Here is a 24755-nt window from a genome sequence, read left to right as displayed (position 1 = left end):
AGCCACCCCGCCCCGAAGGCGGAGTGCAGACCGGAGAAGAACACGTGTTCACGGGAATCATCGAGGAGCTGGGCCGGGTCGTCCGCATCGACGACAACGGCGACTCCGTCCGGCTGACCGTCCACGGCCCCCTGGCCGTCGACGGAGTCCACCACGGCGACTCCATCGCCGTCTCGGGAGTCTGCCTCACGGTCGTGGAGTCGACGGCCGACAGCTTCACCGCCGACGTCATGAAGCAGACCCTCGTCATGAGCACCACGGGCGATCTGGAGGCCGGCTCGTCGGTCAACCTCGAGCGGGCGGCCCGCGTCGGCGACCGTCTCGGCGGCCACATCGTTCAGGGTCACGTCGACGGCACCGCCACCCTCGTCGAGCTCGAGCCGAGCGACGCCTGGCGCCGCCTCCGCTTCAGCCTGAGCGACGAGCTGTCGCCGCTCCTCGTCGACAAGGGGTCCGTCACGCTCGAGGGCGTCAGCCTCACGGTCAGTGCGATCAGCGACCCAGGAACTCCGGACGCGTGGTTCGAGGTCTCCCTCATCCCCGAGACCCTGGCCGCCACCACCCTCGGCCACAAGGCCGTCGGCGACCGGGTCAACGTCGAGACCGACGTGCTGGCCCGCCATGTCCGCCGCATGCTCAAGCTCGACGAGCTGTCCGAGACGGCGGCCGCGCTGTGACCACCGCCGCCACGCTCGACACGATCGACACGGCGCTCGAGCACCTGCGCCTGGGGCGGCCGATCATCGTCGCCGACGACGAGTCGCGCGAGAACGAGGGCGACGTCGTGCTCTCGGCCGAGCTCGCCTCGCAGGAGTGGCTGGCCTGGCTGGTCCGCTACTCGTCGGGGTTCGTGTGCGCGCCGATGAGCGCCGAGATCGCCGACCGGCTCGACCTGCCGCCGATGGTGGCGCGGAACGAAGACGAGCGGGGCACCGCGTACACGGTGTCCGTCGACTCGGCGAGGGGCGTGACGACGGGGATCAGCGCCCACGACCGCGCCCACACGCTGCGAGTGCTCGCGGATCCTGCGTCCGTGCGAGACGACCTGCACCGGCCCGGGCACATCCTGCCCCTCCGCGCCGTCGCCGGCGGCGTCCGCGCCCGCAACGGGCACACCGAGGCCGCCGTCGACCTGATGATCGCCGCAGGGCTGCGCCCGGTCGGGGTCATCAGCGAGATCGTCGCCGACGACGGCGAGATGATGCGCCTGCCGGCCCTCCACGAGTTCGGCGCCGCCCAGGGCGTGCCCGTCATCACGATCGCCGGGCTCATCGAGTGGCTCGACGCCCGCGAACCCCGCCAGACCCCCACCGCGGCGACTGCCGCTGCTACAGAAGGAGCGACCGCATGAGCGGCGAAGGAGCACCCACCACCACCGACATCGACGGCACCGGCGTCCGCGTCACCGTCGTCTCGGGCACCTGGCACACGAAGATCGCCGAGGGGCTGCTGAGCGGTGCGCTTCGCGCCCTCGAGGCCATGAACGCCACCGTCACCGTCGTGCGCGTGCCGGGCAGCTTCGAGCTGCCCGTCGTCGCGAAGGCCGCGCTCGAGAACGGCGCCGACGCGGTCGTCGCCCTCGGCGTCATCATCCGGGGCGGCACTCCGCACTTCGAGTACGTGTCGGACGCCGCCACCTCGGGCCTCACCCGCGTCGCGATCGACGCCGGCAAGCCGGTCGGATTCGGCCTGCTGACGCTGGACGACGAGCAGCAGGGCATCGACCGAGCCGGCTACCCGGAGTCGAAGGAGGACAAGGGCGCGGAGGCCGCGACGGCCGCCGTCGAGACGGTGCTCACGCTGCGCGCGATCGCGGCGCCCGCCCTGGTCTCGTAGCTCGACGGGGCCGGACCCTCGAATCGGCCGCTCAGCGAACGGGCTACGCGAGGACCTCGCCGAAGAACGTCTCCATCGCCGCCCACGAGCGCGTGTTCGCCCGCTCCTGGAACGCGGCGCCGTGGTCGGGCGCGTCGGTGCCGGGCACCGCGAACGCGTGCAGCGCGCCCGAGTACGACACGATCTGCCAGTCGTCGGCGCCCGCGCTGGTCATCTCGTCTTCGAAGGCCTCGACGGCGGCCGGCGGGACGATGGGGTCGGCCGCACCCGTCAGCACGAGCACGGGCGCCGTCACGGAGCCGGACGCGGCGGGGGACTGCGTGCTGAGGTTGCCGTGGAACGACACGACCCCGGCGACGTCGGCCCCGGCGCGGGCGGCCTCGAGCGCGCCCGAGCCCCCGAAGCAGTAGCCCATGACGGCGATGCGCGACGGATCGACGCCCGGCGTCGCCTTGAGGGTCTCGAGGTTGGCGAGCACGCGCTCGCGGAACAGGTCGACGTCGCCGTAGAACTTCCCGGCGAGGGCACCCGCCTCGTCGCCGTCCGCCGGCTGGCTGTCCGCGCCGTAGATGTCGCCTGCGAGGGCGATGTAGCCGAGGCGCGCGAGCATCTCGGCACGCACCTTCACGTGGTCGGTCAGGCCGAACCAGTCATGAAGCACGAGGACGGCCGGCGAGAGATCGTCGGCATCCGCGGGAGCGGCGAGATAGCCCCCGAGCGCGGTACCGGCGGAGTCGTGCTGCACGTCGGTGGCGGTGACGGCGGCCTCGGGCACGGAGCCCAGGAGGTCGCGGAGTTCGGGGGTCAGGGCTGAGGCATCGAGGGTCATTGTCCCGACGCTACTCGCAGGAGACTGCTCTACTCGCCGACGGCGACCGGGATGGGGGCGACGGACAGCATGCGGTCGACTGCCTCGCGGACGACGATCGCGCGCCGTTCGGTGTCTTCGCGGTGGAGGTTCGTCGTCGACGGGGTGACGAACCACGAGAGCACGAGGCCGAACGACATCGTGAAGACCTCGTCGACGCGCCACTCCGAGTCGATCAGGCCGCCGGCCTGCGCCTCCCGCACGCGCTCCCGGCGCGCCTCGAGCTCCTCGTGATCGACGATGCCGGGGCTCGACAGGCTGACGCCCTCGATCTGACCCCAGAGGATCATCCGGGCGTCGTCGACATGGGCGGAGAAGTGCAGGTAGAGCCGGGACGCCCAGCCGGGCATGTCGTTCGCGTCGAGCGGCACTGCCTCGAGCCAGCGGTCGATCGACGAGCCGAGCGCGGCGTCGAAGAGGTCGCGCTTGGTCTTGAAGTGCGCGTACAAGCGCTCCTTGCTTGCTTCCGCGTTCCGCGCGATGGTGTCGATCCGGGCCCCGGCGAGGCCTCGCTCGGCGAATTCCGTGTGCGCGGACGCCAGGATCCTCTCGCGAGGAGGGGTCTCTCTGCGTGCCATTTTTCGAGTGTATGTCCAGAGCGGCATCCCCGGGCCAGAAATCCGGAACAGAACGTTCGGTGTGTCGGTGAGAAGCCTCGTCAGCCTGCCGGGCGCGTCATCGGAACATGCACGATCTCGTCGTCCAGGAAGTCGTCGCCCGAGCGCACGAAGCCGAAGCGCGCGTACCAGCCCTCGAGGCGGGCCTGCGCGTCGAGGCGGGTGAGCCGGCCTTCGGCGGCATCGACGGCGCGCTGCATCAGGACGCCGGCGTAGCCGTGCCCGCGGGCGGGGAGGGCGGTGGCGACCCGGCCGATCCTGCGATCCTCTCCGTCGTGCAGGAGGCGCAGCGTCGCCAGCACGTCGCCGCTCGCGTCGGCAGTCCAGAACTGGCGTGTGTCGGGCTCGAGGTCGCGGCCGTCGAGCTCGGGATAGGCGCACGCCTGCTCCACGACGAACACGTCGACGCGCAGCCGCATGATCCGGTAGAGCACCGTCGGGTCGAGGCGGGCGGTGAGGGCGTCGTCGTGCGTGACCGTCATGCTTCGAGCGTACGGGGTGATCGCCGAGCGCTCTGTCTATCGAACACATCGACGGGCGCCTGCCGGTGCAGGCCCGCCGCCGCTCTCAGCGCTCGACGCGCACGCCCAGCGTCTGCACCCGCGGCGCCGCCTCCGGGGTCAGGCGGATCTCGACCCGCAGCCGGCCGTGCGCGCCGGGGATCCGCCACACCAGGTGCGAGGGCGCCGACGACTCCTCGTCGGGCCCGGCCTCGGGGCCCGCCGGGAGCGGCTGCTCGGCGAGCCCGCCCACGGCGTCGATCGCCTCGGCCCAGGCCGTGCGGCGGTGGCCGAGGGGCACGTCGAGATCGACGTTCTCGCTCAGGAGGCCCGCGGGCACGTCGGCCCCGCGCACGACGGCATCGACAGCCGCCTGGGCGACGCGCGTCTCGGGCCACACGGTGGCGCGCGGCGCGGCGTCGACGTCGTGGAGCAGCGCGTGCAGCGTCGAGGCGGTCGGGACCGACACCTGCGCGTAGGTCGCGTTCTCGAACGCCACCATGCCGATGCCGGAGGCGGCGTGCCAGCGCATGTGCGCCGAGAAGCCGGGGTAGCCGCCGGAGTGCGACACGACCGTTCCGAGGTCGACCTGGTCTTCGACGAACAGCCCGAATCCGTACGCGGTCGGCTCGCCGCTCGACTTCGACACCGCGGGCACGTACCGGTGCATCTGCTGGAGCTCGCGCCGCGACGCCCGCGAGAGGATCCCGTCGCGGTCGCCGTCGCGGCCGTCGGCCCATGCCGACGACAGCCAGCGTGCCCAGCGCGACAGATCGGCGACGGTGCTGAACAGCCCGCCGATCGGCGAGAAGCCGCCCGGGCCCGAGAAGGGGAGCGGCTGCCATTCGCCGTCGAGCCTCCGGTGGCCCACGGCGAGTCGGTCGTCGGCGTCGTCGGGCCGCACGAACCCGGTCGACGCGAGCCCGAGGGGCTCGAGGATCGACCGGGTGACGACGTCGCGGTAGGGGGTGCCGCTCGCGACCGCGACGACCCGGCCGAGCAGGGCGTAGCCGAGGTTGGAGTAGGCGAATCGGGTGCCGGGCACGCTGTCGAACGACAGCCCCGAGGTGAGCAGGGCGTCGAGGGCCTCGTCGGTGATCGACTCCTGCCGGTCGCCCCACGGGTCGTCGGTGGGAAGGCCCGCCGACATCGTGAGCAGCATCCGGATCGTGGGCACCGGCGCGTCGGCCGACGGCAGTCGGACGGCCTCGAAGGCGGGGACGTACGCCGTCACCGGGTCGTCGAGGTGGAGCGACCCCGCGTCGCGGAGGGCGAGGAGGGCGGTGGCCGTGAAGCTCTTGGTGCACGACGCGATCCGGTAGACGGTGTCGGCGGTGGGCCGCGTTCCTGCGACCGTTCCCGTGGAGCCGGTGTGCACCAGGCCCTCGGGCGTGAACACCCCGTACGAGGCGCTCGGGGCATGACCCTCGCCGGCTCGCTGATCTTCGCCGGCTCGCTGGGCGAAGAGCCTGTCGACGCCGCGCACGGCCTCTGCGAGCGACGTCACTTCAGACCGGCCTTCCGTCGCATGTGGTCGTAGGCGTCGAGGGCCTCCTGCCGCGACCGCTTCAGGTCGACCATCGGCTCGGGGTAGTCGTCGGTGCCGTACTCGGGCACCCACTGCCTCACGTAGTCGCCCTGCTTGTCGAACTTGTCGCCCTGCAGCACCGGATTGAAGACGCGGAAGTACGGCGCCGCATCGGCGCCCGACCCGGCCACCCACTGCCAGTTGCCGGGGTTGTTGGCCTCGTCGGCGTCGACGAGGGTGTCCCAGAACCAGGCCTCGCCCACTCGCCAGTCGACGAGCATGTTCTTGATCAGGAAGCTGGCGGCGATCATGCGCACGCGGTTGTGCATGACGCCGGTCTGCCAGAGCTCGCGCATCCCGGCGTCGACCATGGGGATGCCGGTGCGGCCCTGCTGCCACGCTTCGAGGTCGGCCTCGTGCGGCTCCGCCCACTCGAAGGCGTCGAACTCGGGGCGGTAGTTCGCCGTCGCGAGGTCGGGGTTGGCGAAGAGGACCGTGTAGTTGAACTCGCGCCAGACGACCTCGCGCAAGAAGCCCGCCGCCTGCTTCTTCGCGGCCGGCGACAGGTCTCCGCGGAGGCGGTGCCACACCTGGAACGGACTGATCTCTCCGAACTTCAAGAACGGCGAGAGGTGGCTCTGGGTGTCCTCGCCGGGGAAGTCGCGCCGGTCGTAGTCGGCGAGGTCGTCGGCGATGAACTGCTCGAGACGACGATGAGCGCCGGCCTCGCCGGGCTCCCACCGGTCGCGCAGGCCACCCGCCCAGTCGGGCTTCTCGGGCAGCAGCGACCAGGAACTCAGGCGGTCGCCCTTCGGCGCGGGGGTCAGGCCGTCGAGGTGCTTCGGCCCGGGATACGGGTGGCGGGGCTCCGGCTGGTCGAGGCACGCGCGGTAGAACGGCGTGAAGACCTTGAACGGGGTGCCCGAGCCGGTCTTGATCGTCCACGGCTCGAAGAGGAGGCTGCCCTGGAAGCTGTGCGCCTCGATGCCGGCGTCGGTCAGGGCCTCTTTGATGCCCGCGTCGACCTCGCGGGCCCGACCGCCGTAGCGGCGGTTCCAGACGACGGCACCGGCGTCGATCTCGGCGGCGAGGGCGGGGATCACGTCGGCCACCGGGCCGCGGCGGAGCGTCAGCGCAGCCCCGCGGTCGTCGAGGTCGGCGGCTAGCGACTCGAGGCTGTGGTGCAGCCACCAGCGGGAGGCGGCGCCGATCGGCCGGATACCGGCCGTCTCGTCGTCGAGGACGAACACGACGACGATCGGCTCGCCGCGTTGGACGGCCTGGTGGAGGGCGGGATTGTCGGCGACCCGGAGGTCGTCACGGAGCCAGACGAGGGTGGGGGAGGCCACTCAGATGCCGACCCCGACGGGGGCGGTGACGCCTTCGCTCGACTCGGCAGCCGCCGCCGGCTCATCCGGCGCGTTCGCCGCGTCGCCCGGGAGGCTGGGATCGTCTGGGAAGCACAGCCGGTCTTCGTTCGGCGTGTCCGCGATCTTCGGGCCCAGGCGCAGCTTGAGGCAGAGCGCCATCAGCTGCTCGAGCTCGTCGCGGTCGAGAGTCCCGCCGACCCGGCGCGCGATGGCATCGGCGTGGCGGACGGCTGTCGACCGGAAGACCTCGCTGCCGAGGGAAGTGAGCGCCACGATGATGCCGCGACCGTCGCCGGGGTCGCTGAGCTTCTCCACGATGCCCTTCGCGGTGAGGCGGTCGACGAGGCGGCTGATCGAGGGCTGAGTCAGCAGCAGGTGCTGGGTCAGGTCTTTGATGCGAGCGCGCTTGTCGGTCTGGTTCGACAGATTGAAGAGCACGTCGTACTCGTTGAACGAGATCTCGTTGGTGGGAAAGCACGCCGTCAGCTCGCGCATGATCGTGACCTGCGCCCGGAACAGGGCCTCCCAGGCCCCCACGGCCGCGCTCTTGTCGCTCATCGCTACTCCCTCAAACAGTTCCATCAGTGTACGGAGTACCGCCGACAAAAGACCGGGGAGGCGAGGTGCCGACGGGCTACTCGGTCGGCTCCGCGACCTCGAAGCCGTAGTAGCCGCAGGCCTCGGTGAGGAAGAGCCCCGGGAACTGCGTGACGACCGCCGTCCAGGCGCGAGCGCCGTCGAGGCCGAGGTCTTTCACGGCCTCCGGGTCGAGCTCGGCGTCCTCGGCATCCGTCTCGAGCAGGACGGTGGCGATGTAGCCGCCGTCGATGTTCTCGTTGTCGCCGAACGGCATCGAGATGGTGAAGCCGTGGGCGATGTCGTCCTCGACGCGCTCGGCGGTGAGCTCGATGTGCGGCTGGAGCCGGCGGGCCAGATCGATGATCGAGTCGATCCAGGTGCGCGCCTCGGCGGCCTGCTCGGACGACCATCCCATCTCGGCCCGCGCCTCGTCGAAGCCGTCCAGCCTGACCGGGCCGTCGTCCGACCAGGTCGCCGTGATGTCGGTCGTCGACGTATCGATCGACGGCGTCACGACGAGCTCCGACGGCAGATCGTCGACGCCGTACGCGAGCCAGAGGCCCAGCTCCGGCAGCGCGGTGTCGAGCAGGTCGCTCGTCGGGCGGACGTTGCCGGGCACGACGAAGCTCACCTCGAACTCGGAGCCGACGCGAACCGGCTGGACCACGCCGAGGGGCGACCGGCCCGACGCGTCGACCCAGTCGACGTCGTCCGGGTCGTAGAGGAGGACGCCGTGGGGGCGCTGGTCGGAGGAGATCCACCGGAGGTCTGCGAGAGTCACGCGCCCAGTCTGGCATCCCCGGGGCACAGCCCCGGTCGACAGACTGAAGGCCAGCTACCGAGGCGGGTAGCTGGCCTTCTCCCTTGCACCAAGAGTGTCCTGCAATCACATTCCACTGACGTTGCCACAGCAAACAACTTCAGTGACATCAATGTATAACGGCGAGGTAACGACGTCTAGTTACCGAATCGTTATTTTGCTGGGAAGTCACCCAGTGGCCACTGACGGCCGGGGTACGCGATGTCGGCGGGCCGGGGGACAACGGCGAGGGCGGCTCAGAAGACGTCGGGGCTGGGCGTGGAGGCCTGACGGATCGACACGTCGGCGTGACGGTCGAAGCGGTAGCCGACGCCGCGGACGGTGCGCACGATGTCCTCGAACGCGCCGAGCTTCGAGCGCAGGCGACGCACGTGCACGTCGATGGTGCGCTCGTTCGGCACCTCGTCGTCAGCCGCCGACCAGAGGCTCGAGATGAGCTCCGCGCGGTCGATGGTGCGGCCCTCGCGCAGGACGAGGTACTGCAGGAGCTCGAACTCCTTGTAGGTGAGGGGGGCAACGTCGCCGTCGAGCAGGACGCGCTTGCGCGAGATGTCGACCACGACGCCGCCGCGGGCGCCGGGCTCCTCGTCGACATCGGTGTGGCGGTGCTTCGCGAGGGCGGCAGGATCCTGCAGCGCGAGTCGCACCACATCCACGTCGCGCCCCCCGGCGCCTTCGGGGGCGAGCGCCACGGCGGCGTGCGTCTCGGCGGCCGGGGCCAGCTGCTGCGTCAGGGCTCGCAGCTGCGAGACGATCTCGCCGAGGCTCGTGCCGGCCTCCAGGGCCTTGAGCTCGTCGATGCCCACGTAGAGGACGAAGCCTCGGGCTTCGCTCCCCTCGGGGACGGCGCGAAGGCGGGGGGCGGGGGATTCCGTGACGGCCGTGAGGTGGCGCTGGGTGGTCTGGACGGGGGTGGTATCGAGTGCGAGTGACATGGGTGAGCTGAGTCCTCTGGGACGTCGAAGGCGCCCGTTCGTCCGCTGTCGCGACCCTCGTGGAGCGGGAGGGGCGTGCGGAGAAGGAACGCGATGCCTTCTGTGTGTGCCGCGTGGCTCCCTGCTGAGCGGAATGAGGCTCGAAGCGGGTAGCAAGTGGGGATGCGCCGCCGGGTGGGCGGATGTGCATCCGGAGTCGGCCTCGCGAGCGGGTGTGCTCGCACTGAGGGTGCGGGTCGCAGACAGCGGTATCAGGTCTGCGGACCTGCGGAGACTCGGCGGGTCGGACGCCTTTAGGCGTGCATTCGACAACACATGACTGCCGTGACCGACATCATGCCGGCCGACGCCTTGAGACCTCGGGGAGCGGAGGCTCCCTGGGTGATCGGGGCGAACGAGTGTGCAGTCATGGCCCCGATTGTTTCGCACGGCGACGCCCGGTGTCAACCGGACGTGCCGCCCGTGCCCTACTCGGCCAGCCCGTACAGGCGGTCGCCGGCGTCGCCGAGTCCGGGCACGATGTAGCCGTTCTCGTTGAGGCGCTCGTCGACGGCGCCGAGCACGATCGACACCTCGCGGCCGTGCATGGCCTTCTCGACGGCGGCCAGTCCCTCGGGCGAGGCGAGGATGCAGACGGCGGTGACGTCGACGGCTCCGCGCGCGAGCAGGAAGTCGATCGCGGCGATCAGCGAGCCGCCGGTGGCGAGCATGGGGTCGAGCACGAAGCACTGGCGGTTCGACAGGTCGTCGGGGACGCGCTCGGCGTAGGTGACCGGCTGCAGGGTCTCCTCGTCGCGCATCATGCCCAGGAACCCCACCTCGGCGCTCGGCACGAGCTTCGTCATGCCCTCGAGCATGCCGAGGCCGGCGCGCAGGATCGGCACCACCAGCGGCCGCGGCTTCGAGATCGCGAGGCCGATGGTCGTCGCGACCGGCGTCTCGATCTCGACGGGCTCGGTGCGGACGGTGCGCGTGGCCTCGTAGGCCAACAGCGTCACGAGCTCCTCGGTGAGGGCCCGGAACGTCGGCGACTTGGTCCGCCGGTCGCGGAGCACGGTCAGCTTGTGGGTGATGAGGGGGTGGTCGGCCACGTGCACTCGCATAGGCTCGAGGCTAGCGGAGTCGAACGACGGAGGTGGCCGGTGCCCGCGATGCCGACGGAGTTCGCCGCGTGGATGGGCGACGCCCTCGACGAGGCCGCTCTCTGCGCCGCGACGGGCGACGTCCCGGTCGGGGCCGTCGTGGTCGACGCCGCCGGGCGCATCATCGGCTCGGGCCGCAACGAGCGCGAGGGGGCGCAGGATCCCACCGCCCACGCCGAGGTCCTCGCTCTGCGGGCCGCGGCCCGTGCCACCGGCGACTGGCACCTCACCGGCTGCACCCTCGTCGTCACCCTCGAACCGTGCCCGATGTGCGCCGGGGCGATCCTGGCGGCGCGGGTTCCGCGGGTCGTGTTCGGCGCCTGGGACGACAAGGCCGGTGCCGCCGGAAGCCTCTACGACATCCTGCGCGACCGGCGCCTGCCGCACCGGGCCGAGGTGTACGCCGGCGTGCGAGAGGACGAGTGCGCCGCCGTCCTGCTCGACTTCTTCGCCGCCCGCCGCTGACGAGGCCCCGCTCCGCCCCGCCGTTTCGGCTCAAACCCGCTGTCTATCCCGCGGGCCCGCGTCGCTCCGGCGGGCTGGCGGACGCCGCGCCGAAGCCGCGCCGCGCCGAAGGCGCCAGAAGGCATCGATTAGCGGCCGCCGCGGCCGAGGACCAGGCGAAGCCCGGCCTGCGCCGCTCCGGCGGTCTGGCGGACGCTGCGGCGAAGCCGCGCCGCGCCGAAGGCGCCAGAAGGCATCAATTAGCCGGCCGCCGCGGCCGAGGACCAGGCGAAGCCCGGCCCGCGCCGCTCCGGCGGTCTGGCGGACGCTGCGGCGAAGCCGCGCCGCGCCGAAGGCGCCAGAAGGCATCGATTAGCCGGCCGCCGCGGCCGAGGACCAGGCGAAGTCCGGCCCGAGACCATCAGGCGACCGGCTAATCGGCGGCGCGGAGGATGATCGCGTCGGTCGGCGGCGCGACGGCGTCGGGCGCCGCGTAGACGTCCGGCTCGACGTAGATCACGCGTGCTACGGGAACGGCCGCGCGGATCCGCGCCTCGACGGCGTTGATCGACGACGCGACGTCGGCGAGCAGCATGCGCCCGCTCAACGCCACCTTGACGCCGACGAGCAGCTCGTCGGGCCCGAGATAGAGGGTCTTCATGTGGATGATCGACTCGACCTCGGCGCCCTCGGTGATGGCCGAGCGGATCGCCGCGACGTCGGTGGACGACGCGCCCTCGCCGACGAGCAGGCTCTTCGTCTCGATGCCGAGCACGATCGCGACGAGGATGAGCAGCGCGCCGATCAGCACCGTGCCGAGCGCGTCGAACAGGCTGTTGCCGGTGACCCAGGTGAGGCCGACGCCGAAGAACGCGAACACCAGGCCCGTCAAGGCCGCGGTGTCTTCGAGCAGCAGCACGGGGAGCTCGGGGGCCTTCGCCCGGCGGACGAACTGCACCCACGATCCGGTGCCCTTGTGCGGCCGCGCCTCGCCGAGCGCCGTCTTGAGCGAGAAGCCCTCGAGGCCGATCGCGATCACGAGCACGATCATCGGCAGCCACGGCACCTCGAGCTCGTGGGGGTGCTGCAGCTTCTCGATGCCCTCGTAGAGCGAGAAGACGCCGCCGACCGAGAACAGGATGATCGACACGACGAACGCGTAGACGTACCGCTCGCGGCCGTGGCCGAACGGGTGCTCCTCGTCGGCGGCCTTCTTCGCCTGGCGGCCGCCGATCAGCAGCAGGAACTGGTTGGCCGAATCGGCGATGGAGTGGATGCCCTCTGCCAGCATCGACGCCGACCCCGACAGGGCCCACGCGATCAGCTTGACGAGGGCGATCCCGAGGTTGGCGCCGAGCGCCGCGAAGATCGCCTTGTTTCCGTGACCCGAGCTCATGCAAAGCCTTCCTCGTGATTCGCGACCCGGACCCCTGCGCCCGCGTCGCTGCCGCCAATCCTAGGATGGACGAATGACCACCACCCTGCCCGCCACAGCGATTCTCGGAGCCGGATCGATGGGCGGTGCGATCCTGCAGGGGCTGCTCAGCCCGGAGGTGACCGTCGAGGGGGGTCTCCGCGTGACCAACCGCTCCGAGGCCAAGGCGGGCGCCCTGCGACGCGGAGCCGTCACGTCTCTGGCCACCGAGACCGATCCGGCCGCCAACGCGTCGGCGGTCACGGGCGCGAAGCTGGTGCTCATCGGCGTGAAGCCGTACCTGGTCGTCGACCTGCTGCGCGAGATCGCGCCGGTCCTCGAAGCGGGCACGATCGTCGTCAGCCTCGCAGCCGGGATCACCACCGCCGCGATGGAGGCCGTCCTGCCCGAGCACGTGGCCGTGCTCCGCTCGATGCCGAACACACCGGCCGTCGTGGGCCTCGCCGTCACGGGCCTCGCCGCCGGCAGCCGGTCGAGCGACGCCGACCTGGCGCTCGCCCGCTCCCTCTTCTCGTGCGTCGGCGACGTCGTCACGATCCCGGAGGAGAAGATCGACGCGCTCTCGACCATCTCGGGCTCGGGACCGGCGTACGTCTTCTACCTGATCGAGGAGATGACCCGTGCGGCCGTCGACCTCGGCTTCACCGACCACCAGGCCGCGACCATGGTGCAGGGCACGTTCCGCGGGGCGAGCGAGCTGCTGGCCCGCGAGGTGATCGATCCCTCCGAGCTGCGCCGCCGGGTGACGAGCCCGGGCGGGACGACCGAGAGGGCGGTGGAGGTGCTGCAGAGAGCCGACCTCAAGGCCGTGTTCGACGACGCCGCGGCGGCCGCGCTGGCGCGGGCCAAGGAGATCGGCGGCGAGTGAGGCGGCGTCGGGCGGTTCCTGCGACCCGCTCTACGACTCCAGGGCTGAGAACCGCTCGAGATCCGTCTCGGTTCCGCTGACGATGATGAGGTCGTGGTCGCCGACGACGGTGTCGGGGCGGGCCTCCTGGAAGGCGCCGCCGGGGCTCTTCACCCCGACGATCGTGACGCCGAACTTCGGCAGCACCTTGCACGCGCCGAGGCTCTGCCCCCGCACCGACTTGGGCGGGTACATCTTGACGATCGAGAACTCGTCGTCGAACTCGATGTAGTCGAGCATGCGGCCCGAGACGAGGTGCGCGACTCGCTCCCCGGCCTCGGCCTCCGGGTAGATGACGTGGGTCGCGCCGATGCGCGTGAGGATCTTGCCGTGCGAGGTCGAGATGGCCTTGGCCCAGATCTGCGGAACTCCGATGTCGACGAGGTTCGCCGTGATGAGCACGCTGGCCTCGATCGACGATCCGACGCCGACGACCGCGATGGCGAAGTCCGCGGCGCCGATCTGGCGGAGCGCGTCGATGTCGCGAGCGTCGGCCTGGACGGCGTGCGTCACGCGGTCGGCCCACTTCTGGACGAGTCCGGCGCTGGTGTCGACGACGAGCACCTCGCGGTCCTGGCGTTCGAGCTGGCCGGCGGTCGCGGCGCCGAACCGGCCGAGCCCGATGACCAGGACGGGGGCGTCGTGGGGAATCCGTTCAGCCAACGATCGGCCTTTCTTCGGGGCGGGTGAACAACTGGCGGCGCTGGCTGTTGGCCAGGGCCACGGCGAGCGTCACTGTACCAACGCGGCCCATCCACATCGTGACCGCCAGCACGTACTTGGCCGGGTCGGGCAGCGAGCTGGTGAGGCCGGTCGAGAGGCCGCAGGTGGCGAATGCCGAGATCACCTCGAAGAGCGCGTGCGAGAGCTCCGCCTTGGTGATCTGCAGGATCACGATGGTCGCCACGGCCACGATCGTCGCGCCCCACAGGGCCACGCTGACCGACAGGCGCAGCACGTCGGAGGGGATGCGGCGGCCGAACGCCTCCATGCTGCGCTTGCCGCGCGCCTCGGCGAAGGCGGCCAGGAACAGCACGGCCAGGGTCGTCACCTTGATACCGCCCGCGGTCGACGCGGAGCCGCCGCCGATGAACATCAGCATGTCGGTGACCAGGAGGCTCGAGTCGTGCAGATGCGCGATGTCGATCGTCGAGAAGCCGCCCGAGCGCGCCATCGTGCTCAGGAAGAACGACTCGAAGACCGTCTTGCCGGCGTCGTCGGTGCCGAAGGTGCGCGGGTTGTCGAACTCGAGCACAAGGTAGAGGACGGCTCCGGCGACCAGCAGCACGGCGGTCGTGACCAGCGTCAGCTTCACGTGCAGCGACCAGCGGCGCGGATGCAGGGGGTTGCGCGTGATCGCGTAGATGACCGGAAAGCCGATGCTGCCGAGGAAGACGCCGACCATCAGCAGCCCGAGAAAGACGAAGTCGCCTTCGAACGGCGCGAGCCCGGCTGCGTTCGGCGTGAAGCCGGTGTTCGTGAACGCCATGGCCGAGTAGTAGAAGCTGTCGAGCACGGCATCGCCGAACGGGATGCCGTCGATCAGCATCCGCGGAATCAGGAGGAGGGCGATCGCGAGCTCGATCGCGAGGGCGCTCACCGCCACCGTCGTCAGCAGGCCGCCGACCTCGCCCAGCCGCACCGCCTGCCCCTCGGGCACCGGGCCGGCGTGGGCGCGCAGCGGGTTGGTGTCGCTCGCCGCCATCAGCTTCGACCGGAGGCCGAGTCGGCGCGACACGACGAGGCCGAGGATCGACGCCACGGTCAGCACTCCGATCGCGCCGATCTGGACGCCCACGAAGATGACGACGTGGCCGAACAGCGACCAGTGCGTCGCCATGTCGACGGTCGCGAGCCCGGTGACGCAGATGACCGACACGGCGGTGAACAGCGAGTCGGCGACCGGGGTGATCTCGCCCGACGTCGACGAGATCGGCAGCATGAAGATGCCGGTGAAGACGAGGATCAGCGAGGTGAAGATGAGTATCGCGAACCGCGCCGGCGACTTGCGGGTGATGTCGTCGACCGAGTCGCGGAGCACGGCCAGAGGCCCTCGCGAGCCCTTCGAGACGGGGCGTCGCGGCTGGACCCGACCGGTGCGACCCACCTGCGGAGCTGTCGCCACCCGTCCTCCAACGCCGCCGAGATTCGCCTAGAAGCCTCCATGGTAGTCGGGCTCGCGGATCGATACCCTTGCGCCATGGCCGACATCTACACAGTGATCGCCGACCCTACGCGTCGCGAGCTGCTCCGTGTGCTTCGCGACCGAGCCGACGGCCAGGGCGCCCGTGGCCACGACGGCGACGGCCGCGGCAGCGACGGCGAGATCAGCGTCGGCGAGATGGTAGTCGAGCTGATGCTCAGCCAGCCGACCGTGTCGAAGCACCTCCGCGTCCTGCGCGACGCCGGGCTCGTGTCTGTCCGCGAAGAAGGGCAGCACCGCTACTACCGCATCGACTCCGAGCCGCTCATCGCCGTCGCCGAGTGGCTCACGCCGTTCGTGGCCGTCGTCGACGAGCCGATCGAGGCGCAGGAACTCGCCCCCGCCACCGGGCGCACCGTCCCCGCGCCGCTCCGCCGGGCCGCCGAGACCCTGCCCGATGTCGGCGACGTGGGGGCCACTCTCGGCCGTACCGTGGCCGGCGCCCGCAGCCGCATCCTCGACACCGCCAAGAAGCGGCTCGGCCACCGCGAACAGGGGTAGCCGGCTCGCTGGACACCGAGTCACATGCGCCCCTAAAGTAGCCACGAGGCACACGAGCAACACTCAGCAGGCCCCAAGACGATGTCGTCCGCTCCGAGTGAGCGGGTCGACCCCTAACCCGAGGCAGGACCATGTCGGACGATCTGACAGACGCGCGCTTTCTCACGGTGGCCGAGGTCGCCGACATGATGCGCGTCTCCAAGATGACCGTGTACCGCATGGTGCACTCGGGGGAGCTGCCGGCGATCCGATTCGGCCGCTCGTTCCGCGTGCCCGACTCGGCCGTGGCGGCCGTGCTGCGCGGCGGGGTCGCCGACGTCGGCTGACGTCGTGCAGGGCGGGCAGTTCCTGCGCCGGTTCGTGTTTCCGATCGCTGGCGAGTAGACTGACGCGAGGTATTTTTCCGCGGTTCTTGATGGGCCCGGTTTTTCCAGGTTTCATCCAACAGACAACTGCGAGGTGCCCTATGGGTTCTGTCATCAAGAAGCGTCGTAAGCGCATGGCGAAGAAGAAGCACCGCAAGCTGCTTCGTAAGACGCGTCACCAGCGCCGCAACAAGAAGTAGAGCAAACGCAAAAAGGCTCCTGCCCTTCGGGCGGGGGCCTTTTTTCGTGCCTCGCACGGCGGCGGTAGCATGACGGAGTGCCCGTGCCCCATGTGACCCTGCTGACGAAGCCCGGCTGCCACCTGTGCGACGACGCCCGCACCGCCCTCGAGGCGGTGCTCGACGAAGTGGAGTTCGCCGGCGCTCGCGACTACGACGAGCTGTCGATCCTCGACGATTCCACGCTGGCCGACGAGTACGCCGAGGAGATCCCCGTCGTGCTCATCGACGGGCGCGTGCACACCATCTGGCGCGTCGAGCCGGAGCGCCTGCGCACAGCGCTGCGCGCTGCGGCACCGCCCCGCTGATAATTGTGCTCTAACCGGTCTACGGCTCGAGGCGCGTGGGCCCGCGGAACAGGTAGGTCGTCTCGCGCAGGTTCGGCAGGTGCAGCATCAGCATGAGCACGCGCGCCAGGCCCATGCCGAAGCCGCCGTGCGAGGGCACGCCGTAGCGGAAGAAGTCGAGGTAGCCGCCCAGCTCCTCGGGATCGAGGCCCTTGTCGCGGGCGTTCGCCTCGAGGTGGTCGATGCGGTGCTCGCGCTGGGCGCCGGTCGAGATCTCGGTGCCGTTGTAGATGAGGTCGTAGCTGTTCGTCAGGCTCTCGTCGCCCTCGTTGCGCATGTGGTAGAACGGCCGGATGCTCGACGCGTAGTCGGTGAGGAACACGAAGTCGTGGTCGTAGGTCTCTTTGACGTAGGCCGAGATCTGGCGCTCGCCCTCGGGGTCCATGTCGTCGTCGGCGCGGGGGATCTCGTAGCCGCGGTCGGCGACGATCTGCTTGGCCTCGGCCAGGGGGATGCGCGGGAACGGCAGCGACGGAACCGTCAGCTCGACGTCGAACAGCTCTGCGATGGCGGCTCCGTGCTTCTCGACCACGGCCGAGAACGCCGCGTGCAGAAGCTCTTCGTGCAGCTTCATGACGTCTTCGTGCGACTCGATCCAGCTGATCTCGGAGTCGACCGAGGTGAACTCCGTGGCGTGGCGGCTGGTGAACGAGGGGTCGGCGCGGAACGCGGGCCCGACCTCGAAGATCTTGCCGAAGCCGGCCGACTGGGCCATCTGCTTGAAGAACTGAGGACTCTGCGCCAGGAACGCGCTGCCCTCGAAGTACTCGACGCGGAACAGCTCGGCCTTCGACTCGCTTGCTGAGGCCATGAGCTTCGGCGTCTGGATCTCGACGAAGTCGTGCTCGACCCAGTAGGTGCGGAGCGCGTGGAGCAGCGTCGTCTGGATCTTGAAGATGAGGGCGTTCTTCGGAACGCGGAGGTCGAGGAAGCGCCAGTCCATGCGCTTGTCGATGCCGGAGTCGTCGGCGATCGGGGTCTCGGGGATGGCGAGCGACGCCACGTCGAGCGACTCGAGCTTCACCTCGACGCCGCCGAGCTTGACGCGCTCGTCGTGCTTCAGCTCGCCGGTCGCCGTGAGGAACGAGCCCTGGGACAGAGCGGAGATGGTGTCGGACACCGGGGTGGCCTCGATCTCGCCGGCCTCGTTCGAGACGCGGGGGGCGACCAGCTGGACGGCACCGGACTCGTCGCGGAGCACGACGAACTGCACCTTCTTCTGATCGCGCACCGTCTCGACCCATCCGGACACCGTGACGGGCCCGTCGGAGGAAGCAGCGAGGTCTTTGATGAGGGTGCGTTCAGTCACGGTCCCCGAGTTTACGTGTCGGGCGGGTCTCTCGGGGCCGAGAGACCGCATCCCTGTGGAAAACCCTGGTGGGAGGTGTGCGCAACGGCGCAATCTACACTGGATGCCGTGCCCGCGAACCAGATCCACCTCGTCCGCCACGGCGAGGTGTTCAACCCCGAGGGCGTCCTCTACGGGCGCATCGAGGGGTTCGGGCTGTCCGACCTCGGCCATCGGATGGCCGAGGCGGCGGCCGACGCGCTGTTCGCCGAGAAGGCCCCCGTGCACGCTCTCTTCGCCTCGCCCTTCCAGCGCACGCTGGAGTCCGCGGCGCCCTGGTCGCACCTCTTCGGCCTCGACATCCAGACCGACGAGCGCCTGATCGAGCCGACGAACAAGTACGAGGGCCGCGCGGGCGGCTTCACGAAGTCCCTGGTGCGACCGGCCGAGTGGCCGTGGATCGCCAACCCCCTCAAGCCCAGCTGGGGCGAGGCTTACGTGAGCATCGCCGCTCGCATGCTCGCCGCCGTCGACAGCGCCTGGCGCAGCGTCGACGACGGCGACGTCGTGCTCGTCAGCCACCAGCTCCCGATCTGGATGGTGCACCGCAGCCTGGAGGGCGAGCGGCTGTTCCACGACCCGCGCCGACGTCGGTGCTCGCTCTCGAGCGTCACCACTCTCGAGCGCCACGACGACGCCTTCGTCGAGGTCGGCTATCGCGAGCCGGCCGCTGCCCTCCACGCGTCCGCCATCGACTCTGGAGCCGTGTGAACCTCAAGCGCCCCTTGACCCTCGTCCGCGCCGCCGTCCTCGGGGCCGCTCTCGTGGTGGCCCTCGCCGGCTGCTCGTCGAACGACCTCCTCGCGCAGTACCAGAGCGGATCGAACAAGAACTACATCTCGGGCGACGGCAGCGTCACCGAGGTCAAGGTCTCGGACCGCACCGACCCGGTGCAGTTCACGGCCACCACCGACGAGGGCAAGTCGATCTCGCGCAAGACCTACGAGGGCCACGTCGTCGTCCTCAACTTCTGGTACGCCTCGTGCCCGCCCTGCCGTGTCGAGGCCCCGGCGCTGCAGTCGCTGAGCGAGCAGTACTCGTCTGACGGCGTGCAGTTCATCGGCGTCAACGTGCGCGACGAGTCCGACACCTCGCGCGCCTTCGCCCGCAACTTCAAGATCACCTACCCGTCGGTCACCGACGTCACCGACGCGAAGGTCCAGCTCGCGCTGGCCGGCACCCGCGGACCGAACTCGACGCCGACGACGATCGTGCTCGACTCCAAGGGCCGCGTCGCGGCGCGCATCCTGGGCGAGGTCGACAAGAGCATCCTCAACACCCTCATCTCCGACACGGTGGCCGGCAAGTAGGTGTTCCAGGGCAACCCGTTCTACGAGGCGGTCACCAGCGGCCAGCTCGCACTGGCCCTGCCGGTGGCGATGCTCGCCGGCCTGCTGTCGTTCGTGTCGCCATGCGTGCTGCCTCTCGTGCCGGGGTACCTCGGCTACGTGGGCGGCCTGGCCGGCACGTCGCAGGACGCCCGGGGCAAGCGCCGCGACCGCGCCCGAGTGGTGGTCGGCGTGGTCCTCTTCATCCTCGGCTTCACCATCGTCTTCGTGGCTCTGAACACGGCCGCCGGCGCTGTGGCGGGGTTCTGGTACCTCCAGTGGCGGGTGCTCATCTCCCGGGTGCTCGGCGTCGTCGTGATCCTCATGGGGCTCGTCTTCATCGGCAACTTCCCCTTCTTCCAGCGCACGGCGAAGCTCACGATCAGCCCGAAGGTGGGCCTCGTCGGCGCCCCGCTGCTCGGCATCGTCTTCGGCCTCGGGTGGAGCCCCTGCCTCGGGCCGACTCTGGCCGCGATCACCGCGATGTCCGTCAACTCGGGCTCGGCGGCGCAGGGCTTCCTGCTCGGTCTGTTCTATTGCGTGGGCCTGGGCGTCCCGTTCCTGCTGGTCGCCCTGGGCCTCGGCTGGATGGCGCGCACCATCGCATTCGTCAAAAGGCACATCCGTGCCGTCAACCTTGTGGGAGGCAGCCTTCTCGTGGTCATCGGAGTTCTCATGGTCGTCGGGGTCTGGGCAGACCTCATGTCGCGCTTCGGGGCGGTGATCGCGAACTATGGCACGGTCGTCTGACACCGACAAGGGGCTGACCGGCGGCTCGACCGACACCTCCGAAGACCGCGGCGTCGATCAGCGCGCCGATCCGCTGAGGCCGAGCGACCACATCGACTCCGAGCCCGGCGACTCGGGCGACTCCGGCATTACCCAGCCGCGCCTGAGCCCGCTCGGGTACCTCCGCTTCTTCTGGCGCCAGCTCACCAGCATGCGCACGGCGCTCCTGCTGCTCATGCTGCTGGCCCTCGCGGCCGTGCCCGGATCGCTCGTGCCGCAGACCAGCTCCGACCCGAACGGCGTCGCGCAGTACAAGTTCGACCACCCGACGCTCGCGCCGATCCTCGACAAGATCGGCCTGTTCAACACGTTCTCGACGCCGTGGTTCTCGGCCGTCTACCTGCTGCTGTTCGTGTCGCTGGTCGGCTGCATCATCCCGCGCGTCAAGCACCACCTCGAGGCGCTCCGCTCGGCCCCGCCGAAGACCCCGGCCCGACTCTCGCGCCTCGCCGGCTTCCAGGCCTTCGACGTGCCGCGCCCCGCCGATCGGAGCGCCGCGCCGGTGTCGGCCGAGATCGCCGTCGCGCACGCCAGGTCGCTGCTGCGCCGGGCCGGGTACCGCACGCGGATCGTCGGCGACTCGGTCAGCGCCGAGCGCGGCTACCTGCGCGAGACCGGCAACCTGGTGTTCCACATCGCGCTGCTCGGCATCCTGGTGACCGTCGGCATCGGCGGCGGCTTCGGCTACACCGGCCAGCGCGTCGTGGTCGTCGGCCAGACCTTCTCGAACGTGCTCGGCTCGTACGACTCGTTCAACCCGGGCCGGTTCTTCAACGACGCCCAGCTGGCGCCGTTCAACATCAAGGTCGACAAGTTCACGGTCAAGTACGAGCAGAAGATCCTCGATGCGATCGGAACGCCGATCGAGTACAAGACCGACGTGACGACGACCCAGCCGGGGGCGACGGCCGAGAAGAAGACGATCAAGGTCAACGAGCCGCTTCAGATCGGCGGCACCAACGTCTACCTTCTCGGCAACGGCTACGCGGTCAACGTGGTCGTCCGCGACGGCGAGGGCAACGTCGCGTTGAAAGACTCCATCCCCTTCCTCCCGCAGGATTCCAACCTCACGTCGCTCGGCGTCATCAAGGTGCCCGACGCACTGCCGAAGCAGCTCGGCATGCAGGGCTTCTTCTACCCCAGCGCCGTCAAGCAGGCGACGGGCGCCTACGCGTCGAACTATCCCGACGCCATCAACCCGGTCCTCTCGCTAAGCGTGTACACGGGCGACCTCGGCCTCGACGACGGTGTGCCTCAGTCGGTCTACACGCTCGAGACCGGAAAGCTGAAGGTCCTCGCCGGCACCCAGCCGTCGGCCGAAGAGAAGCCGATCGCCCTGAAGCCCGGCCAGACAGTGAAGCTGCCCGACGGTCTCGGCTCGATCGAGTTCACCGGAGTCAGCCGCTTCGTCTCGCTCGACATCCACCACGACCCGTCGCAGCTCTACGTGCTCGTCTTCGCCGTGCTCATCGTGCTCGGCCTGCTCACGGGCCTGTTCGTGCCCCGCCGCCGCGTGTGGGTCAAGGCCGTCCAGGGCGAGAACGGGCTCCGCATCGAGTACGCGGGCCTCGCCCGCGGAGAAGACCCGACGCTCGAGCGCGCCGTCGGCGACCTGGCCAAGAGGCACCAGGCCGTACTCGACCCGAAATCGGCCTCCGATCGACGTAAGGTGAACCCGTGACGACAGATCAACTCTCGCTCTACTGCCTCTATGCGGCCTATTCGGCGATGGCGATCTACACGATCTCCTTCATCGCCTTCGCGCTCGACCTCGCGAAGCGGTCGGGCGACGCCCAGGTGGCTGCCACCGCGGCGATCAAGGCTCAGGCCCAGCGTCTCGCCGGCAAGGCCGAGATGATCGCGCAGGGCGCAGGAACTCCTGGCGGCTCCGTCGCCGTCCTCGAGCGCACCGACGTCGACACCGGCGCCGACGCGCCCCGCCGCTCGTCGAAGTTCGAGCGCATCGGCATGTCGATGATGGTCCTCGGCCTCGCCGTCCACATCTCCTCCGTCGTGCTCCGCGGGTTCGCGGCCGACCGGGTGCCGTGGGCGAACATGTTCGAGTTCGGCCTCACCGGCACGGCTCTCATCGTCGCGGTCTTCCTGATCGTGAACCTGTTCGTCAACCTGAGGTACCTCGGCGCCTACGTGATGGGCCTGAACCTCATCCTGCTGGGCGTCGCCGTGGTCAACTTCTACGTCGCGGTCAGCCCCCTGGTGCCTGCGTTGCAGTCGTACTGGCTCGTCATCCACGTCTTCGTCGCCTGCCTCGGCACGGCGTTCTTCGCCATCGCCGGTGGGCTCTCGGCCGCGCAGATCATCCAGGACCGCCGCGAGACGGCGAAGAACCCGGGTCTGCGCCTGTTCGACACGCTCCCCGGAGCCGAGCGCCTCGAAGACCTCGCCTACCGCATCGCGCTGGTCGGCTTCGTGCTCTGGACCTTCACGCTCATCGCCGGCGCCATCTGGGCCGAGAAGGCCTGGGGCCGCTACTGGGGCTGGGACACCAAGGAGACCTGGACCTTCATCATCTGGGTCATCTACGCCGGCTACATCCACGCCCGAGCGACCCGCGGGTGGCGAGGAGCGCGCTCGGCGTATCTGTCGCTGGTCGGCTTCGCGGCTGTCATGTTCAACTTCTCGGTCGTGAACCTGTTCTTCAAGGGCCTCCACGCCTACTCGGGTCTGTAAGCGCCGCCGTTCTCGTCGAGGAGGGCGTGGCAGGCTCGGATGCGGTCGAGCCACCAGGCGCGGCGCTCGGCGGGCGCCGCGTGCTGCCGCAGCAGGTCGATGTCGACGTCGATGCGCCGCACGTCGACCGCACCGCCCGAGGGGAGCAGCGGCTCGCGAGTGACGTCGGCCGTCAGCATCGCCGCGGTGCCGAGCCCGCAGTCGTGGGGGAGCGCGGGCACGGCGGCGGCGAGGTAGGCCCCCATCGAGAGCCCGACCGACGTGTCGATGGCGCTCGATACGACGACCGGCAGCCCGGCCTCGCGCACGATGCGCGTCGCGGCGGCCACCCCGCCGAGCGGCTGGGCCTTGATGACGAGGAGGTCGGCGGCTCCGGCGCGGGCGACGGCCAGAGGGTCGGCGGCCTTGCGGACGCTCTCGTCGGCGGCCACGGGCACCCCGGTGCCGGCGGCCCGTACGGCGGCGAGCTCTGCGACGGTGCGACAGGGCTGCTCGACGTACTCCAGGTCGAAGGGGGCCAGCGCCTCGAGGGCGGCCAGCGTCTCGTCGACGGACCAGTGCATGTTGGCGTCGACGCGCACCCTCCCGGCGGCACCGACGTACTCGCGCGCGGCCCGGACCCGGGCGACGTCGTCGGCGAGGCTCTGCCCCGGCTCGGCCACCTTCACCTTGACGGTGCGGCAGCCCGGGTACCGGTCGAGGATCCCCGCCACCAGCGCCGCGTCGACAGCGGGGAGCGTCGCGTTGACCGGCACCCGGTCGCGCAGGGGAGCCGTCTCGTCACCCCACCCGAAGTCGATGGCGGCCCGGAGCCAGGTCGAGGCCTCCGCGGGCTCGTACTCGACGAACGGGCTGAACTCGGTCCAGCCGCGGGGCCCCTCGACGAGCAGCGCCTCGCGCACGTCGACACCGCGGAACCGGTTGCGGAGCGGAAGCGCCACCACGTGGGCGTCGCGGACGAGGTCGTCGATCGAGGGAAGCACGCGGCCCAGTCTTCCACCGGGGCCGGTGGCTAGGCTTGCAGCCATGCGCGACACCGTCTCCGACCTGTTCGATCCCCGCGAGTGGAATGAGGTCGAGGGCTTCGCCGAGCCGACGAACGCCGCGTTCACTGACATCACCTACCATCACGACGTCCGCGGCCAGGTCGCCCGGATCGCGTTCGACCGCCCGGAGGTGCGCAACGCGTTCCGGCCGCACACCGTCGACGAGCTCTACCGTGCCCTCGACGACGCCCGCATGAACCCGCGGATCGGCGTGGTGCTCCTCACCGGCAACGGGCCCAGCGCGAAGGACGGCGGCTGGGCGTTCTGCTCGGGCGGCGACCAGCGCATCCGGGGCCGCGACGGCTACAAGTACGAAGGCGACGAGGCTCTCAAGCCCGACCCGGCCCGGAGCGGCCGACTTCACATCCTCGAGGTGCAGCGGTTGATCCGCACGATGCCCAAGGTCGTCATCGCGGTCGTCCCCGGCTGGGCCGCGGGCGGCGGCCACTCGCTGCACGCCGTCGCCGACCTGACGATCGCCAGCCGCGAGCACGGCAGGTTCAAGCAGACCGATGCCGACGTGGGCTCGTTCGACGGCGGCTACGGCAGCGCGTACTACGCGCGGCAGATCGGCCAGAAGCTCGCCCGCGAGGTGTTCTTCCTCGCGCAGGAGTACTCGGCCCAGCGCGCCTACGAGATGGGCGCGGTCAACGCCGTCGTCGACCACGCCGAGCTCGAGGTCGAGGCCCTGTCGTGGGCGCGAATCATCATGACGAAGTCGCCGACCTCGATCCGCATGCTGAAGTTCGCCTTCAACGCGGTCGACGACGGCATGGTCGGCCAGCAGGTGTTCGCCGGCGAGGCGACCCGCCTGGCCTACGGCACCGACGAGGCCGTCGAGGGCCGCGACTCCTTCCTGCAGAAGCGCGAGCCCGACTGGTCGCCCTACCCCTGGCAGTACTGATGTCGGGAGGGCA

General features: G+C 70.2%; 28 protein-coding genes and 1 pseudogene. 15 read left to right on the top strand and 14 right to left on the bottom strand.

What is annotated here, in order from left to right:
• Window positions 1–44 precede the first annotated feature (44 nt).
• The 3 genes and pseudogenes from AC3CBB_RS10450 (at window position 45) to ribH (ending at window position 1836) form a co-directional block, all read left to right on the top strand.
• A complete protein-coding gene (locus AC3CBB_RS10450; protein ID WP_488624518.1) occupies window positions 45–677 on the top strand; it encodes a riboflavin synthase in 633 nt (210 codons plus the stop codon).
• Window positions 674–1312 (top strand): annotated as a pseudogene (gene ribB / locus AC3CBB_RS10445) (3,4-dihydroxy-2-butanone-4-phosphate synthase); the annotation flags it as partial. The gene AC3CBB_RS10450 and the pseudogene ribB, both read left to right, overlap by 4 nt.
• 35 nt (window positions 1313–1347) lie before the next feature.
• Window positions 1348–1836 carry a 6,7-dimethyl-8-ribityllumazine synthase gene (gene ribH / locus AC3CBB_RS10440; RefSeq protein WP_123505268.1) on the top strand — a complete coding sequence of 163 codons (489 nt, stop codon included), beginning with the start codon at window positions 1348–1350 and terminating at the stop codon, window positions 1834–1836.
• Between the two features lie 43 nt (window positions 1837–1879).
• On the opposite strand, the gene AC3CBB_RS10435 is transcribed toward ribH, so the two are convergent.
• From AC3CBB_RS10435 to upp, 9 genes are all read right to left on the bottom strand, one after another.
• Window positions 1880–2665, bottom strand: a complete 786-nt coding sequence (locus AC3CBB_RS10435) for a dienelactone hydrolase family protein (protein WP_488624517.1) — start codon at window positions 2663–2665, stop codon at window positions 1880–1882.
• Between the two features lie 29 nt (window positions 2666–2694).
• On the bottom strand, window positions 2695–3282 hold the full coding sequence (locus AC3CBB_RS10430) for a TetR/AcrR family transcriptional regulator (protein ID WP_158614157.1): 588 nt from the start codon (window positions 3280–3282) through the stop codon (window positions 2695–2697).
• An 80-nt stretch (window positions 3283–3362) separates the two neighbouring features.
• Window positions 3363–3803: a GNAT family N-acetyltransferase gene (locus AC3CBB_RS10425; protein WP_123505876.1), complete on the bottom strand. Its 441-nt coding sequence runs from the start codon at window positions 3801–3803 to the stop codon at window positions 3363–3365.
• Between the two features lie 85 nt (window positions 3804–3888).
• Entirely contained in the window at window positions 3889–5328 is a 1440-nt protein-coding gene (locus tag AC3CBB_RS10420) for a serine hydrolase domain-containing protein (RefSeq protein WP_488624516.1), read from the bottom strand.
• Window positions 5325–6698 carry a cryptochrome/photolyase family protein gene (locus AC3CBB_RS10415; protein WP_488624515.1) on the bottom strand — a complete coding sequence of 458 codons (1374 nt, stop codon included), beginning with the start codon at window positions 6696–6698 and terminating at the stop codon, window positions 5325–5327. The genes AC3CBB_RS10420 and AC3CBB_RS10415 overlap by 4 nt, the downstream gene beginning before the upstream one ends.
• A complete protein-coding gene (locus AC3CBB_RS10410) occupies window positions 6699–7277 on the bottom strand; it encodes a MarR family winged helix-turn-helix transcriptional regulator (protein WP_488624514.1) in 579 nt (192 codons plus the stop codon).
• Window positions 7278–7353: 76 nt separating this feature from the next.
• A complete protein-coding gene (locus tag AC3CBB_RS10405) occupies window positions 7354–8079 on the bottom strand; it encodes a hypothetical protein (protein ID WP_488624513.1) in 726 nt (241 codons plus the stop codon).
• Between the two features lie 275 nt (window positions 8080–8354).
• Window positions 8355–9053 (bottom strand): winged helix-turn-helix domain-containing protein, encoded by a 699-nt coding sequence (locus AC3CBB_RS10400; protein WP_488624512.1) that lies wholly within the window; start codon window positions 9051–9053, stop codon window positions 8355–8357.
• Between the two features lie 467 nt (window positions 9054–9520).
• The gene (gene upp / locus AC3CBB_RS10395; RefSeq protein WP_488624511.1) at window positions 9521–10156 is read right to left on the bottom strand and encodes a uracil phosphoribosyltransferase; all 636 of its coding nucleotides are present in this window, start codon (window positions 10154–10156) and stop codon (window positions 9521–9523) included.
• 72 nt (window positions 10157–10228) lie between these two features.
• On the opposite strand from upp, the gene AC3CBB_RS10390 reads away from it, so the two are divergent.
• Entirely contained in the window at window positions 10229–10660 is a 432-nt protein-coding gene (locus tag AC3CBB_RS10390; RefSeq protein ID WP_488626738.1) for a nucleoside deaminase, read from the top strand.
• 412 nt (window positions 10661–11072) lie between these two features.
• On the opposite strand, the gene AC3CBB_RS10385 is transcribed toward AC3CBB_RS10390, so the two are convergent.
• A complete protein-coding gene (locus AC3CBB_RS10385; protein ID WP_488624510.1) occupies window positions 11073–12035 on the bottom strand; it encodes a cation diffusion facilitator family transporter in 963 nt (320 codons plus the stop codon).
• 73 nt (window positions 12036–12108) lie between these two features.
• Between AC3CBB_RS10385 and proC the strand changes: the two genes are divergently transcribed.
• Entirely contained in the window at window positions 12109–12942 is an 834-nt protein-coding gene (gene proC, locus AC3CBB_RS10380) for a pyrroline-5-carboxylate reductase (RefSeq protein WP_488624509.1), read from the top strand.
• Window positions 12943–12972: 30 nt separating this feature from the next.
• Here the strand turns inward: proC and AC3CBB_RS10375 are convergent, their stop codons facing one another.
• Both AC3CBB_RS10375 and AC3CBB_RS10370 read right to left on the bottom strand, forming a co-directional pair.
• Complete coding sequence (locus tag AC3CBB_RS10375) at window positions 12973–13644, bottom strand: potassium channel family protein (RefSeq protein ID WP_123505256.1); 672 nt, start codon at window positions 13642–13644, stop codon at window positions 12973–12975.
• A complete protein-coding gene (locus tag AC3CBB_RS10370) occupies window positions 13637–15028 on the bottom strand; it encodes a TrkH family potassium uptake protein (protein WP_488626737.1) in 1392 nt (463 codons plus the stop codon). Before AC3CBB_RS10370 ends, AC3CBB_RS10375 begins: the two co-directional genes overlap by 8 nt.
• 153 nt (window positions 15029–15181) lie before the next feature.
• On the opposite strand from AC3CBB_RS10370, the gene AC3CBB_RS10365 reads away from it, so the two are divergent.
• The 4 genes from AC3CBB_RS10365 (at window position 15182) to AC3CBB_RS10350 (ending at window position 16597) form a co-directional block, all read left to right on the top strand.
• Window positions 15182–15685 carry an ArsR/SmtB family transcription factor gene (locus tag AC3CBB_RS10365; RefSeq protein ID WP_488624508.1) on the top strand — a complete coding sequence of 168 codons (504 nt, stop codon included), beginning with the start codon at window positions 15182–15184 and terminating at the stop codon, window positions 15683–15685.
• A gap of 131 nt (window positions 15686–15816) precedes the next feature.
• A complete protein-coding gene (locus AC3CBB_RS10360) occupies window positions 15817–16011 on the top strand; it encodes a helix-turn-helix domain-containing protein (protein ID WP_123505254.1) in 195 nt (64 codons plus the stop codon).
• Between the two features lie 140 nt (window positions 16012–16151).
• Window positions 16152–16250 carry a 30S ribosomal protein bS22 gene (locus tag AC3CBB_RS10355; protein ID WP_003792170.1) on the top strand — a complete coding sequence of 33 codons (99 nt, stop codon included), beginning with the start codon at window positions 16152–16154 and terminating at the stop codon, window positions 16248–16250.
• A gap of 77 nt (window positions 16251–16327) precedes the next feature.
• Window positions 16328–16597, top strand: coding sequence for a glutaredoxin family protein (locus tag AC3CBB_RS10350; protein ID WP_488624507.1), 270 nt, complete (start codon window positions 16328–16330; stop codon window positions 16595–16597).
• A 19-nt stretch (window positions 16598–16616) separates the two neighbouring features.
• Here AC3CBB_RS10350 and aspS read toward each other — a convergent pair whose 3' ends face one another.
• Window positions 16617–17945: an aspartate--tRNA(Asn) ligase gene (aspS, locus tag AC3CBB_RS10345; protein WP_233579885.1), complete on the bottom strand. Its 1329-nt coding sequence runs from the start codon at window positions 17943–17945 to the stop codon at window positions 16617–16619.
• A 108-nt stretch (window positions 17946–18053) separates the two neighbouring features.
• Between aspS and AC3CBB_RS10340 the strand changes: the two genes are divergently transcribed.
• The 5 genes from AC3CBB_RS10340 to ccsB are packed head-to-tail and all read left to right on the top strand — an operon-like array spanning window position 18054 to window position 22792.
• Complete coding sequence (locus AC3CBB_RS10340) at window positions 18054–18695, top strand: histidine phosphatase family protein (RefSeq protein WP_488624506.1); 642 nt, start codon at window positions 18054–18056, stop codon at window positions 18693–18695.
• Window positions 18692–19294, top strand: a complete 603-nt coding sequence (locus tag AC3CBB_RS10335) for a TlpA family protein disulfide reductase (RefSeq protein WP_488624505.1) — start codon at window positions 18692–18694, stop codon at window positions 19292–19294. The genes AC3CBB_RS10340 and AC3CBB_RS10335 overlap by 4 nt, the downstream gene beginning before the upstream one ends.
• Entirely contained in the window at window positions 19295–20062 is a 768-nt protein-coding gene (locus AC3CBB_RS10330; protein WP_488624504.1) for a cytochrome c biogenesis CcdA family protein, read from the top strand.
• Entirely contained in the window at window positions 20046–21782 is a 1737-nt protein-coding gene (gene resB, locus AC3CBB_RS10325; RefSeq protein WP_488624503.1) for a cytochrome c biogenesis protein ResB, read from the top strand. The genes AC3CBB_RS10330 and resB overlap by 17 nt, the downstream gene beginning before the upstream one ends.
• Window positions 21779–22792: a c-type cytochrome biogenesis protein CcsB gene (ccsB, locus tag AC3CBB_RS10320; protein WP_488624502.1), complete on the top strand. Its 1014-nt coding sequence runs from the start codon at window positions 21779–21781 to the stop codon at window positions 22790–22792. The genes resB and ccsB overlap by 4 nt, the downstream gene beginning before the upstream one ends.
• Here ccsB and AC3CBB_RS10315 read toward each other — a convergent pair.
• A complete protein-coding gene (locus AC3CBB_RS10315; RefSeq protein WP_488624501.1) occupies window positions 22777–23820 on the bottom strand; it encodes an o-succinylbenzoate synthase in 1044 nt (347 codons plus the stop codon). The two genes, ccsB and AC3CBB_RS10315, sit on opposite strands and share 16 nt — an antisense overlap.
• Here AC3CBB_RS10315 and AC3CBB_RS10310 point away from each other — a divergent pair.
• Complete coding sequence (locus AC3CBB_RS10310) at window positions 23819–24742, top strand: 1,4-dihydroxy-2-naphthoyl-CoA synthase (RefSeq protein ID WP_488624500.1); 924 nt, start codon at window positions 23819–23821, stop codon at window positions 24740–24742. The two genes, AC3CBB_RS10315 and AC3CBB_RS10310, sit on opposite strands and share 2 nt — an antisense overlap.
• The last annotated feature ends 13 nt before the right edge of the window (window positions 24743–24755 follow it).

Source organism: Frondihabitans sp. OV104 (assembly GCF_057787745.1).
Note: the sequence above shows the minus strand (reverse complement) of the source record. Positions and strands in the feature narration are given on the sequence as shown.

Coding starts and splice junctions, on each gene's coding strand:
- AC3CBB_RS10365 (WP_488624508.1), top strand. CDS start 15,182: ATGGCCGACATCTACACAGTGATCGCCGACCCTACGCGTCGCGAGCTG.
- AC3CBB_RS10315 (WP_488624501.1), bottom strand. CDS start 23,820: ATGGCTGCAAGCCTAGCCACCGGCCCCGGTGGAAGACTGGGCCGCGTG.
- ribH (WP_123505268.1), top strand. CDS start 1,348: ATGAGCGGCGAAGGAGCACCCACCACCACCGACATCGACGGCACCGGC.
- upp (WP_488624511.1), bottom strand. CDS start 10,156: ATGCGAGTGCACGTGGCCGACCACCCCCTCATCACCCACAAGCTGACC.
- AC3CBB_RS10310 (WP_488624500.1), top strand. CDS start 23,819: ATGCGCGACACCGTCTCCGACCTGTTCGATCCCCGCGAGTGGAATGAG.
- AC3CBB_RS10400 (WP_488624512.1), bottom strand. CDS start 9,053: ATGTCACTCGCACTCGATACCACCCCCGTCCAGACCACCCAGCGCCAC.
- AC3CBB_RS10385 (WP_488624510.1), bottom strand. CDS start 12,035: ATGAGCTCGGGTCACGGAAACAAGGCGATCTTCGCGGCGCTCGGCGCC.
- AC3CBB_RS10410 (WP_488624514.1), bottom strand. CDS start 7,277: ATGAGCGACAAGAGCGCGGCCGTGGGGGCCTGGGAGGCCCTGTTCCGG.
- AC3CBB_RS10360 (WP_123505254.1), top strand. CDS start 15,817: ATGTCGGACGATCTGACAGACGCGCGCTTTCTCACGGTGGCCGAGGTC.
- resB (WP_488624503.1), top strand. CDS start 20,046: ATGGCACGGTCGTCTGACACCGACAAGGGGCTGACCGGCGGCTCGACC.
- AC3CBB_RS10355 (WP_003792170.1), top strand. CDS start 16,152: ATGGGTTCTGTCATCAAGAAGCGTCGTAAGCGCATGGCGAAGAAGAAG.
- proC (WP_488624509.1), top strand. CDS start 12,109: ATGACCACCACCCTGCCCGCCACAGCGATTCTCGGAGCCGGATCGATG.
- AC3CBB_RS10390 (WP_488626738.1), top strand. CDS start 10,229: ATGGGCGACGCCCTCGACGAGGCCGCTCTCTGCGCCGCGACGGGCGAC.
- AC3CBB_RS10430 (WP_158614157.1), bottom strand. CDS start 3,282: ATGGCACGCAGAGAGACCCCTCCTCGCGAGAGGATCCTGGCGTCCGCG.
- AC3CBB_RS10425 (WP_123505876.1), bottom strand. CDS start 3,803: ATGACGGTCACGCACGACGACGCCCTCACCGCCCGCCTCGACCCGACG.
- AC3CBB_RS10435 (WP_488624517.1), bottom strand. CDS start 2,665: ATGACCCTCGATGCCTCAGCCCTGACCCCCGAACTCCGCGACCTCCTG.